A 10289-nucleotide genomic window follows, 5' to 3' on the forward strand; every position below is an offset into this window, starting at 1 on the left:
CTTGAGCAAGTTTCCAAGACGCTTGTGTATTATGCTCACCCTTATACATCCTGTGATAAAGGTAGCGTAGAGCGGCACAACGGGCTTATCAGACGCTATATTCCTAAGGGAGACCGGATAGATAAGTACAGCGTGGAAGACATTGCTAAGATCGAAGTATGGTGCAACTCTCTTCCTCGAAAGATCTTAAACTACAAGACTCCAGAAGAGTGCTTTGACATAGAGCTTGACCATATTTATCGACACAGATAGTCAAAATCTACCAGATGCTATTGGCAAGTGTTCAATTTATTATTGCAATTGGCGGTTAATTTGCGTTTCATACCGGAGGTAAGCTTTTTGACCTTTATCCGTTTCAGTATCCAGCTTAGATTGCTCTTCTTTTAACCGCTCAATTAATAACTCTTGAGCTTTGATTGCTCGCCCGGCGTCTTGAACCTTATTAGCGTAGGCCTGCATGATTCCTTCGCCAGTTCGAATCTCAGCAAAATTAGCTTGCATGGCAGCTTTTAACGCCCGAGCTTCCTGACGGATTGTCCGCATGCTTTTAGCCATTCCGCCGTCGTTTAGATCAATCGCAAAGCGGTAACCTTGAATTTCTTGCGCCATTTTCTTCCCCCTTTCACATTAATGAACGCGCAAATGCTCCTGCATCGACTGGTCGTTCTTCTCGTGGTTTAGCAGTCAAAGCCGCCTGCATATCCGAAAAAGAAGAATTATAGTAGTCGGTCGGCAACACACCGCTTTCAGTTAGTAACTGTTGCGCCAGATAATCAATATCATCACTCATTTTTTTGAGCTGGAGATTCATTCGTCGGCGGGCTCTTTTGGGTCCTCGTCAACCTCATTTTCACTAATTGATGCCATTTCAATTCCTAAGAACGCACGGGCCATTTCCCGAAAGATATCATATTGATCCGAAAACGAAGCGTCATCGATCTTCTTACGCTCGGTCTTAGTTAAGTCCAACATATCTTCTAAGATGTTTGGCACTTCATCAACGATTAGTTGCATCATTTCAATTGGGCTGTCATCAATATCGAGAATCTTTTCGTTCCAGCCCATAAAGTTCTTGATGAACTTCTTGGTATTAGTATTGGAATCAATTAAGGTCCAGTTTTTATCTGGTAAACCTAAGAGTGTTCCGTTCACTTTTACTACTTTAGCCATGTTTGTTTCCTCCTGTCGTCTCACATCGCTCGTCTCTGTTTTTTAAATTAATTAATGTTCAAGTGCTGTGTCTTCAGTGATGAATTTTTGGGTCGAACCAAACACTTCATCAAACATCTTTTTCTTGCTGAAACCTTCAGCCGTTTCAAAGTAAATCTTGAACGGCTTACCACCTAAGACTGGTGCAGTCAATGCCGTAAAAGTCATTGCTTCTGTTTCACGGGTTTGAGCCGTATCAGTATTGGTCTGAATGTTTTGTTGTGTTTCATTGAATGTCCCCCGTGGAAAAGCAAAGTAGATTGCCTTATTATCAATTTCATCACGAGTTTCAACAATCAAAGCTGCTTCAACCATCTTATCAGTATCAACATACCCACCATTTTCTAACTTCCGTCCTAACAGTGCTTGCTTAACAGCAACATTGACTTGGTTGTATGTCAGCGCTACTGAAGGAGCAGAAGGTGGGTTAGTGACGTCTACCACTGAGTCATTACCTGAAATCTTAGTTACTGTCCCGGATAACCCAGTAATGTTAGCAGTAACTGCCCCCAAGTTCCCGTTCTTCTTTAAATTATCGATTTCAAAAACACCTGTTTCTGAAACCCCACCTTTATCTAAGCCGAGAATAACATTTCCATCCTCACCTTTAATTCCAACATAAGTCGTTTTTAAACCTACTGTCGCCATATATTATTCCTCCATTTTTAAATTGAATTTCAATGTATTAGTAATGTTTTTGCTATCCAAAGTTAAGACGTGACCGGCATCAGAGTAACAATAAACATCATGGTCCCGTAAAACCTGCTTTAACTGTCGTTCTATTACTACCATGTCCTGGTCATAGTCCTTGGGATAGTAAAGATCAATTTGTACGCGTTTGTTGCTATACACAGTTTCGTTATTGCCGTAATCATCACTCATGCCCACTATTTCTGTGATTAATACAAAAACATCCGGTGCGACTGGATCATCATCAATGTAGAATGTGTAAACATGGTCTACATCGATTCCAGGAATTGATGCAATATTATCGGCAATAATTCGATAAACATAAGCTGCTGGTGTCATTAATGCCCCACCTTTCGCGCAATTGCTTTTTCTAATGAGTGTTTAACTGCTTCTTGGATCCGTCCTTTGGAAGCATGCTCCGCTTTTTCCCAGAAGTGCTTACCTGGTACTTGCTTATGCCGTTTACCATTCCGGTCCGTAGCAACCCACCCATCATTTTGGAAGCGGGCAATATGTCCCCGTTGTGACTTGGCCGAAAAACCGACTTCAACCCGTCCACTAGGTGATACTTCTTCAACAATTGCATCTTGTAAGTGAACCGTTCCCCGCTTGTAGACAGTATCTGAACGGGGAGTAGCGTCATGGAGAGCTTGTTTAAAGACATCCGCCCCTGCTTTGTTAGCTGCAATCTTATCTTCAATGCTTAACCCATCTGCTAACCGGTCTAAAAATGCTTCAAATGAAGCTTCGTTTTCAATCGTATTAGCCATTGCTTACCACCTTCTTTAAGGCAACCAGGTCAAAGCCATCAGCAGTTAAACCGTCATCCGCTTGAACTTCTTGGATATCGTACAGAACATTGTCAATCTGTACTTTTTTCACTTCCGTAATCTGCGGATTGTGACGAATAAAAATCACCCGCGCCAAGTCCTTATCCAAGCCATGATAAGCCAGTCGTTGACTAAGCGTTAACGTGTAATCCCCATACCAAAGAGAAAAAGATTCGGCAAACCCTTGTGTTGCTCGCCCAGTATTGGGATTCACTTTGCCGTTTCTGACTAAGTTGCCAAACTGCGCTCTTTTCCGCATTCGAGCAGGATTTAAACCTTTAACCATTGGTTAATCCCTCCTCTTGGTAGCGAACATACTTGCCTCTCAATACTCCAATAATGGCATTAAGTGTTAAATCAATCGGGTTAACAGTAGTTGTAGTAACTACTTGCCGATTGTTGTAGTACGTTGCAGCCAAAGCCAATGTAGCCGTATTCGCCAGGTCGCTAACATCCACCCGTGTCCAAAAATCTTCGGGAGCTTCCTCAGCCACAGCGTTTTTGATATAGCTTTCGGCTGCGGCAAGATATCCCTTTAAAAGCGCATCGTCTGTATCATCATCAAGTCGTAAACTAAGCTTCAAATCAGCTAGGTTTGCCATTTAAATCAGCCCCTTAGGCAGTTGGTGTGTTCAAGTTAGCTTTTTGATCAGCAATAGTCTTAAATGAACCTGGTACAAATGCTTCTTGGTCGGTTGCCACTACGTCAAAGCGGTCAATGACCCGAACCTTTGTACTGTCAGTTTCAAAAGCACCGCCACCGATATTAGTGGAGAGTAAGGACATTGCTTCGCGATCAAATAAAGTAACAGCTTGCTTCAAGTCCCCAAAGTACAGTGGGTGAGCACCCGCATTATCTGCTAACCACTTGTCTGAGATTTCTACTACCCGGTAACCATCGATAGTGTAAACTTCTGGGTTGTGAACGTCCGGTGTCATCAAATAACGACCCATAGCATCCTTAACCTTACGTAAAGCAGTAAAACCAGTAGTATTAGTCATAAAGATTGATGTCTTCTTGATTGCTGGATCGACTGAACTTTCTAAGTCGATAATATCGTCCCACTTAGTGATATTTGGCTTCTTTGGCAATTTACCCATCACTTCTAAAATCTTAGTATTGCGGGTAACGACCACTTTCTTGGCAATCCAACTGGTCAACCATGCCAAGATATTTTCAGCTGTGTCCTTCAATAATGAGTTAGTAGCAGTGTTGATTCCACCGTAGCGCTTAATAGTAAACTTGATAACAGATAACTTTGGATCATCATTGTCAGCTAACTTAGTACCTTCATCATCTAGTTCGGTTAATGGTGTGATGTCAGCCCATTTTTCATAAACACGGGAACCAGTAGCTGTCCCGACAGATTCAACGTTGACATAGTCTTGCAGTGAATCATATTGACGTACTAAGGTGTGGATTGCTGTTTGAATGTCTTGAGGAATGGTCAAACCGGCGTCAGAGCCTGAACCGTCCATTGAAGAATCAACCTGGTTGAATACCTTGCCATGCATCATATCCTTGAAGTCAGACACAAACTTGTTCTTCAAGTTTTCTTCAGTTGGCGTTAATGGTTCTTTTTCCTTCATGCCCGCAATTTGGTTAGCACGAGCATCAGCATAAGCCGCTTCTGCTTCATCACGAACAACTGTTGCCTTAGCCAATTCATTTTTTACTGCAATTAGTTCTTCTTGTGAGTGACTATTAACATCACCCTTTAAATCTAAGATCATGTTTGCGCGTTTGTCTTGCAAATTTTGTACTGTCTTACCTGCTTCGTCAAACGCAGCTTTCAATTGGTTTAAATTCATATAAAAATCCTCCTAATACTAAAAAAGCAAGCTAATCTTAGCTTGTAGTTCATCTTTATTCGCTAATTTTTTGTGACTGTCATCATAGGCTTTAGCCTTGGCCATGACTTTTTTCCACTGTTCGATCTTATCTTTGGCAATCTTAGGTGCCTGATAAGCATTTAAAATCTGTGGGGTTGCATTGAAGGTAATCACTTCATCGGCAAAACCTTTATCAACTGCATCTTGTGCTGTCAGCCAGGATTCTTGTGCCATCATGTTTAACAATTCCGTACGTTCAAGACCCGTTTTAGCTTCATATGCATTAATGATTGATTCATCAATACCGTTTAAAACAGCTGATTCTTGTTGTAAATCGTCAGAATTACCGCTAGTAGCTGTCCAGGCCTTATGAATCATAAGTTGCGCTGTCGGACTAATCCGGACTTTATCGCCTGCCATTGCAATTACTGAAGCGGCTGAAGCAGCTAGTCCTTGGATATTAACAGTTACATTGCCCGGATATTGTGCCAGCAAAGTATAAATTTCAGAGGCTGCAAATACATCACCACCCCGTGAGTTGATATCGACCACCACATCGTCATCACTCTCGTTTAGTGCCGTTTCGATCTGCTCAGGATATGTAGCCCCTAAGCCAAACCACTCATAAAACTTACCGGTGTCATTATCTACGATGTCAGACTTGATCTTGATTTTCTTCATCACTCTCACCTCCCTTCGTTGTGATCCCTACTCCTGTATACTCGGGCAAATCTTCCGGCAGGTAACCAACCTGCTTTAAAACGTAATTAGCCTGATTAGCGTCAATCGCTTTGTTCTTAACCAGGTTCGAAATTTTAACCGCATATTCATCACCTAACGGGTCTACCGCCGGTCTTAAATCAGCTTGAACAAGGGTATTAAGTTTAGTGCTTAACTCGCTGGTAATGGCATTCATGTAACGATTGAGCGAGTTAATATACATCCCTTTAATCTGGTCAATTGATGATTGTTGGTCACCTTGGCCGTTCAAATATGAATCTGGAATTCCGTAAACCTTGGCAATTTGCTTAGCGGTCCAGTCAGTTTGTGAAAGCAAGCTTGAAATATCTGACTTAATCTCTAACGGACTGTATTCTTCTAGGTCATCTAAAACCACTGGTCCATAATCTGATGATTCCTGTTGCTTCATAAACTGCCGTGAACGAGCTGCTTTCTGATCAGCATTTAGCAGTCCGCCTTTCTTAATAGTTAAAACCCCAGGGGAAACAATTGCCTGCTTCAAAGCAGTTAAAGTCAGCTTAGTATTGGCTTTCTTAACATCCAATTCAGCACTTAAAGCTTGCAAAGGCGAAATTCCTGTTTTACCACCATTCCGACTTGCTAGACGAAAATGTAGCATGTCTGTTTGGGGAATTGCCTCCATCACACCTTTACCTGGTTCATCGAAGGTTACGGTGTAAATCAAGGAAGAACCATCGTCCAGTTCAAAGGTGCTAACCTGACTAGGCCGTAAGTATTCCCATTCCAGGTCAACTCCATTGCGATTGCGCCACCGATAGACAAAGGCTTCCCCACCGATTAACATCTGTAAAAATACCGACTTCCAGAACAAATACCCGTTAGCCATGTTACTTGGCTTATTAATCATCGTTTGGGCTCGGCTTGATTGAGCAATTAAGTTGGCAGTCGCTAAATCTCCACTCAACAGGTTCACTGTGGCAAAGATATCTGAGTTTTCAAGTGCGCGTTGAGCCGAAACATAACCCGACTTAGTTTTCCCAGTCAAAAAATCTGTAACTGTATAGGAAGAATCAGGTACTGACATGAACTTAAAGTTGAATATTGGCATTTTTAATCACCTCCTCCCTGCTTCTGGGCGACCATTTCACTCAGCAAGCCCAGGATTAACAAGGCCACGCCCAAAGCAAAGATTCCGGCGGTGGTGTTGATTCTAAAAAAGCCCCATACAAAAACAGCGAGTGCTGCAACGTAACATAGTACGTCAAACACCCGCCATATTAATTTAAGTACCATTACTGTTTCCACCTCCTTACTGCAGTCCTGATTCATCGGATTGGAACCATTCCAGAACTTGTTTTTCCGTCATCAATTCCACCTGCCGTGACTTATCTTTAGCCATTCCAAAGTCTTCAAAGTGATACATGGCTTGATACATTGCATCAATAATCGCATCAACTACGTCAATCTTTAATGTAGCCTTAGCTTTATCAACTTGAATCCCGATCTTATCTTCAATAATCTGGGCATTAATTAAGGCCTTTTCTAGGATTTCATCGTCTAATCGCGTGACCGACGATTCCACAAAGATTTTTTGCAAGAACTTAGTCGGATCCTTTAAATCACTGGTTCTTTGCCGAATTGGATTAAGGGGCCACCCTGAATTTAATTCCAGTTGCTTAATCGCCGTCGTCATCCCCCAGCTATCATAGCCAAAGAACATTACTTGCAGTTGATTATCTTCAACGTACTCCATCAGCCATTGATAAACTTGCTCATTGTTAATCAATCCTTGCGGGTGGCTAGTAATCGAACAAAAACCTTTTTCTGCTAATGCTCGGTAATTGATCCCGTCTTGTTTCTCTTTGGCTTCAATCGACCCCGCATTGTTCCATGGAATGAACGAGTGCTGTTCAACATGCCACTTCGGTTGTCCTTTATCATCATATGGATATACAAATGCAATCCCAGTGTTATCAGAGAACATGGAGTAGTCAAAACCAATATAAACGGTCCGTCCTTGAATATCGAACTCTGGAATAATAGCCCGATTGATATCATCCAGTTTCAGGAAGGAATTGACTGACGCTTGTGTCCAGACATTCATCGACTTATTCATAAATTCAAAGATTTTACCAGACATCAACGCGTTTTCCCGCTCAGTTTTAATATCTTGGGTCATTCGTTCCCGTTTTTCTGGCATATTCAGCAACGGATTAGACTTAGCCCAGGTTTCAGGTTGATAGATTTCGTCCTCGCTATCTTGTTCCCAATCGAGCACTAGATAGGTATCACCCTGGCGCTTATAATCAGCCTCCATCAATGCAATGATTCGTTCTTCATCACGGTGGAAGGGCACGGTCGGATCGGGATAAGCAGTAGCAATCTGGATAAACTGCTTGTTGCTAACATCAACTTGACCAGAAGTAATTTTACTTACTTTGCCACTACCTTCTGAAACCTTCGGGTCGGCAAACTCGTCCCCGATTGCAGTTTTAAAGTGAAATGAGTCATATTGTCCGGACTCAAATGTAATCGCATGGATAATATTTCGCGTCTTCGGCATGATAATCGTATCTGATTGTGACGCCAGCGATTTCATATTAATTCCGGCTTCTACTCCCAACGACTTAAATGGCTCAATCTGTAAAATATCAATCAGCATTTGCTTGATATAGCCCATTAATTTACTAGTCTGCTTGTAATTGATTGAAGTTACTAAAAAGTCTTGGCCAGCTTCCCCTAAAGATTCGATTAAAAAGCTATAAATTGAGATAATCGCCATTAAATAGGTCTTACCATTATGTCGCGCAACAGAAATGATCGCCCGTGTAAAACGTTTGTCACCCAACCGATCCCGCCAACCAATCAGCATTGCTAGAATGAATTTTTGCCACTCCATCAACTTTACCGGCTTCTTGGTCTTGATTTCCGGACAGATTGCAGCAAACTTCAGGATATTATCGACTTCTTTTACTGAATAATGATAGGGAAATTCTTCTGTGTCTTGCCGTTGTAGGTCCCTTAAATGACGAAAACAGGCTAGCTTGATTGCATAGCCTGTAATAATTTCTTCATTCAACACTTTAAAGCAATATGCTGTTCCTGGATCAGTGTAAGTAGCTTTAACTTCCGTAAAGTCTAAGCTATGGTAAGCTTTCAGGACATCATGATCTTTGGTCAAATCAATCTTATCCATCAACTACACATCCTTTCCAAAGAACTTAGCTACTCCCTTAGCAACTGACTGTTTATCATCGCCATCAGCCGCGATCTCTTTTAGCTCCTGACGCCCTTTTGGCGTTAATCCTAGTTGGACACCAATCGAATTAAGCTGCGTGACTGCGTCCTTCATAACACCAACAGCAGGATTTTTCTTATAACCAACGAAATCACGCCCAATTTTTTGGCCCATCTGATCCTGCAAGGTTTTATACATGGCTGTTTGAATTCCATTAGCTGAAATATCATCATAGGCTTTCCTAAAAATTTCATAGTTAATGCAATACATTTCGACCAAGCCCGAATCAATCCTTTTTACCCGCTTCGTACTCTCTAAAAAAGGGACAATTTTCCGCCAACAAGCCTTGGCTAGCGTGCTTAAATGGTCTGGTGGGGTCCGCGATAGTTCCCCATCGTTTTGCTTGTAGAATTCTTTTTTCACAATGACACCCACCTCCTTCGTTCTCAGGATAGCCCCCTACATTAAAATTTTAAAATGTGTTATTCAACACAAGATGAGTGCAACGTGCGCTCTTCAAGCGTTGAAAACCTGCGGGGGGCTCAAATTTTTATTTAAAAATTAATCGTACTATCAGTTTTAAATCTTGGATCTTAACAACTTTCTTCCTAGTTGCATTTTGACCTGTCCCATAGTAACTGTGTTCCCATCGTGTCTTTGCATTGTGACATTCCTTACATACCGTAACCAGATTGGTTGGATCTACTCTTAAAGACGAATCATACTCAATCGGTACAATGTGATCGACAATATTACCAGGTTTTACTCTGCCTTGTTCCTTACAGTACTGACAGAGATACATATCGCGCTTAAGAATGTTTACTCTAAGTGATTGCCAAATCTTTGACTTATAAAAGCGATAGCGCTCTGCATGGTCCGCTTTCTTTCTCACCGTTGCATTATATATTCGATTGTACTCAGAGCGATTAGATCTGGCTTGATTAATATGTTGACTACAATACTGATCAGGCTTTACCACCATTGCATGACAACCACGGTACCGACAGCGTCTAACCTTTGGCATTGGCTTCCACCTTGAACCGATTAGACAGCCAGGTAAGTACCACATCTTCTTTCATCCCTGCTTGCTTAGCAGTCGCAATCAACCCTTCACCTAGCAACTCAACTGTTTCGTTATAACTCATATCCTTAGATGCACCAACGATTACCCGTTCGTCCTCTAAGTTGATTACTACTCGTTTCATTGTGACACCTCCATTAAAAAAGTCAGCCTGACTAGGCTGACCTGCGATTTCTGTATCATGTTCACTATACTTTTTTAATTCATCTAAGATCTCTTTCTCTTTTAGAATTGCGCTCTTTAAAATCTTCTTCATCTTCATATCAAACTATTAAAAAAGCCTACCCGCCACAGGTAGACTCATGTATGAATATTTCCTTGGAGGCCTGTATTTAATGAGTAGACCGCGCTCAGTGTACATCATGGTACACGCACTATCTTAAAGAATGATATGTGTAGAAAGATCTTACCAATCTTTCTACACTACCAATATAACTTATTTCTCTGCACGAAATCTGCACGAAATCTGCACGGATTTATAATTGACTTAATCGTTCCTCAATCATCGCTTTTAATTCTAACAGATCATTTTTGCTGGCAAGCTCTCTGACGTATTTTTTAGCATAGGAACGATATTGGTACAGACGTTTCTTTTCCTTGTTTTTGTCGTCCCATTTTTTGTTAGCTTTCTTTTTTGCATCACTTAATTTGGTCGTCATCTTTTAGTACATCCTTTAACTCTTGATTGCGTTTTTTAACTTTCTTA

General features: G+C 41.4%; 17 protein-coding genes and 1 pseudogene. 1 reads left to right on the top strand and 17 read right to left on the bottom strand.

Annotation, left to right across the window (positions count from 1 at the left end; translation table 11 throughout):
- Positions 1 to 252 (top strand): annotated as a pseudogene (locus G541_RS09715) (IS30 family transposase); the annotation flags it as partial.
- A gap of 39 nt (positions 253 to 291) precedes the next feature.
- Here G541_RS09715 and G541_RS0107820 read toward each other — a convergent pair.
- The 17 genes from G541_RS0107820 to G541_RS0107900 all read right to left on the bottom strand — a co-directional run bounded on the left by G541_RS0107820 (position 292) and on the right by G541_RS0107900 (position 10242).
- Positions 292 to 609 carry a hypothetical protein gene (locus G541_RS0107820; RefSeq protein WP_027827071.1) on the bottom strand — a complete coding sequence of 106 codons (318 nt, stop codon included), beginning with the start codon at positions 607 to 609 and terminating at the stop codon, positions 292 to 294.
- A gap of 13 nt (positions 610 to 622) precedes the next feature.
- Entirely contained in the window at positions 623 to 811 is a 189-nt protein-coding gene (locus tag G541_RS09720; protein WP_035163227.1) for a hypothetical protein, read from the bottom strand.
- Positions 808 to 1170: a hypothetical protein gene (locus G541_RS0107830; protein ID WP_027827072.1), complete on the bottom strand. Its 363-nt coding sequence runs from the start codon at positions 1168 to 1170 to the stop codon at positions 808 to 810. Before G541_RS0107830 ends, G541_RS09720 begins: the two co-directional genes overlap by 4 nt.
- A gap of 51 nt (positions 1171 to 1221) precedes the next feature.
- Positions 1222 to 1857, bottom strand: a complete 636-nt coding sequence (locus G541_RS0107835) for a phage tail protein (protein ID WP_027827073.1) — start codon at positions 1855 to 1857, stop codon at positions 1222 to 1224.
- A 3-nt stretch (positions 1858 to 1860) separates the two neighbouring features.
- A complete protein-coding gene (locus tag G541_RS0107840; RefSeq protein WP_027827074.1) occupies positions 1861 to 2238 on the bottom strand; it encodes a DUF806 family protein in 378 nt (125 codons plus the stop codon).
- On the bottom strand, positions 2238 to 2669 hold the full coding sequence (locus tag G541_RS0107845; protein ID WP_027827075.1) for an HK97 gp10 family phage protein: 432 nt from the start codon (positions 2667 to 2669) through the stop codon (positions 2238 to 2240). Before G541_RS0107845 ends, G541_RS0107840 begins: the two co-directional genes overlap by 1 nt.
- Complete coding sequence (locus G541_RS0107850) at positions 2662 to 3015, bottom strand: phage head closure protein (RefSeq protein ID WP_027827076.1); 354 nt, start codon at positions 3013 to 3015, stop codon at positions 2662 to 2664. Before G541_RS0107850 ends, G541_RS0107845 begins: the two co-directional genes overlap by 8 nt.
- The gene (locus tag G541_RS0107855) at positions 3008 to 3331 is read right to left on the bottom strand and encodes a head-tail connector protein (protein WP_027827077.1); all 324 of its coding nucleotides are present in this window, start codon (positions 3329 to 3331) and stop codon (positions 3008 to 3010) included. Before G541_RS0107855 ends, G541_RS0107850 begins: the two co-directional genes overlap by 8 nt.
- A gap of 13 nt (positions 3332 to 3344) precedes the next feature.
- A complete protein-coding gene (locus G541_RS0107860; protein ID WP_035163229.1) occupies positions 3345 to 4541 on the bottom strand; it encodes a phage major capsid protein in 1197 nt (398 codons plus the stop codon).
- 18 nt (positions 4542 to 4559) lie between these two features.
- On the bottom strand, positions 4560 to 5243 hold the full coding sequence (locus G541_RS0107865) for a head maturation protease, ClpP-related (RefSeq protein WP_420890030.1): 684 nt from the start codon (positions 5241 to 5243) through the stop codon (positions 4560 to 4562).
- Positions 5218 to 6372, bottom strand: coding sequence for a phage portal protein (locus G541_RS0107870; protein ID WP_027827080.1), 1155 nt, complete (start codon positions 6370 to 6372; stop codon positions 5218 to 5220). Before G541_RS0107870 ends, G541_RS0107865 begins: the two co-directional genes overlap by 26 nt.
- Before the next feature lie 2 nt (positions 6373 to 6374).
- The gene (locus tag G541_RS0107875; RefSeq protein WP_027827081.1) at positions 6375 to 6557 is read right to left on the bottom strand and encodes a DUF1056 family protein; all 183 of its coding nucleotides are present in this window, start codon (positions 6555 to 6557) and stop codon (positions 6375 to 6377) included.
- 16 nt (positions 6558 to 6573) lie between these two features.
- Positions 6574 to 8460, bottom strand: coding sequence for a terminase large subunit (locus tag G541_RS0107880; protein WP_027827082.1), 1887 nt, complete (start codon positions 8458 to 8460; stop codon positions 6574 to 6576).
- 3 nt (positions 8461 to 8463) lie between these two features.
- Positions 8464 to 8928, bottom strand: coding sequence for a phage terminase small subunit P27 family (locus G541_RS0107885; protein ID WP_027827083.1), 465 nt, complete (start codon positions 8926 to 8928; stop codon positions 8464 to 8466).
- 124 nt (positions 8929 to 9052) lie between these two features.
- The gene (locus G541_RS10755) at positions 9053 to 9571 is read right to left on the bottom strand and encodes an HNH endonuclease (protein ID WP_338086466.1); all 519 of its coding nucleotides are present in this window, start codon (positions 9569 to 9571) and stop codon (positions 9053 to 9055) included.
- Positions 9513 to 9839 carry a hypothetical protein gene (locus G541_RS0107895; RefSeq protein ID WP_155824560.1) on the bottom strand — a complete coding sequence of 109 codons (327 nt, stop codon included), beginning with the start codon at positions 9837 to 9839 and terminating at the stop codon, positions 9513 to 9515. Before G541_RS0107895 ends, G541_RS10755 begins: the two co-directional genes overlap by 59 nt.
- 220 nt (positions 9840 to 10059) lie before the next feature.
- Positions 10060 to 10242 carry a hypothetical protein gene (locus G541_RS0107900; protein WP_027826062.1) on the bottom strand — a complete coding sequence of 61 codons (183 nt, stop codon included), beginning with the start codon at positions 10240 to 10242 and terminating at the stop codon, positions 10060 to 10062.
- Positions 10243 to 10289 lie beyond the last annotated feature (47 nt).

Source organism: Ligilactobacillus saerimneri DSM 16049 (genome assembly GCF_000423265.1).
Lineage (GTDB): Bacteria > Bacillota > Bacilli > Lactobacillales > Lactobacillaceae > Ligilactobacillus > Ligilactobacillus saerimneri.

What these genes read in the sequence shown, in the direction of transcription:
- G541_RS0107820 (WP_027827071.1), bottom strand. Translation starts at nt 609, where the DNA reads ATGGCGCAAGAAATTCAAGGTTACCGCTTTGCGATTGATCTAAACGAC.
- G541_RS09720 (WP_035163227.1), bottom strand. Translation starts at nt 811, where the DNA reads ATGAATCTCCAGCTCAAAAAAATGAGTGATGATATTGATTATCTGGCG.
- G541_RS0107830 (WP_027827072.1), bottom strand. Translation starts at nt 1,170, where the DNA reads ATGGCTAAAGTAGTAAAAGTGAACGGAACACTCTTAGGTTTACCAGAT.
- G541_RS0107835 (WP_027827073.1), bottom strand. Translation starts at nt 1,857, where the DNA reads ATGGCGACAGTAGGTTTAAAAACGACTTATGTTGGAATTAAAGGTGAG.
- G541_RS0107840 (WP_027827074.1), bottom strand. Translation starts at nt 2,238, where the DNA reads ATGACACCAGCAGCTTATGTTTATCGAATTATTGCCGATAATATTGCA.
- G541_RS0107845 (WP_027827075.1), bottom strand. Translation starts at nt 2,669, where the DNA reads ATGGCTAATACGATTGAAAACGAAGCTTCATTTGAAGCATTTTTAGAC.
- G541_RS0107850 (WP_027827076.1), bottom strand. Translation starts at nt 3,015, where the DNA reads ATGGTTAAAGGTTTAAATCCTGCTCGAATGCGGAAAAGAGCGCAGTTT.
- G541_RS0107855 (WP_027827077.1), bottom strand. Translation starts at nt 3,331, where the DNA reads ATGGCAAACCTAGCTGATTTGAAGCTTAGTTTACGACTTGATGATGAT.
- G541_RS0107860 (WP_035163229.1), bottom strand. Translation starts at nt 4,541, where the DNA reads ATGAATTTAAACCAATTGAAAGCTGCGTTTGACGAAGCAGGTAAGACA.
- G541_RS0107865 (WP_420890030.1), bottom strand. Translation starts at nt 5,243, where the DNA reads ATGAAGAAAATCAAGATCAAGTCTGACATCGTAGATAATGACACCGGT.
- G541_RS0107870 (WP_027827080.1), bottom strand. Translation starts at nt 6,372, where the DNA reads ATGCCAATATTCAACTTTAAGTTCATGTCAGTACCTGATTCTTCCTAT.
- G541_RS0107875 (WP_027827081.1), bottom strand. Translation starts at nt 6,557, where the DNA reads ATGGTACTTAAATTAATATGGCGGGTGTTTGACGTACTATGTTACGTT.
- G541_RS0107880 (WP_027827082.1), bottom strand. Translation starts at nt 8,460, where the DNA reads ATGGATAAGATTGATTTGACCAAAGATCATGATGTCCTGAAAGCTTAC.
- G541_RS10755 (WP_338086466.1), bottom strand. Translation starts at nt 9,571, where the DNA reads ATGTGGTACTTACCTGGCTGTCTAATCGGTTCAAGGTGGAAGCCAATG.
- G541_RS0107895 (WP_155824560.1), bottom strand. Translation starts at nt 9,839, where the DNA reads ATGAAGAAGATTTTAAAGAGCGCAATTCTAAAAGAGAAAGAGATCTTA.
- G541_RS0107900 (WP_027826062.1), bottom strand. Translation starts at nt 10,242, where the DNA reads ATGACGACCAAATTAAGTGATGCAAAAAAGAAAGCTAACAAAAAATGG.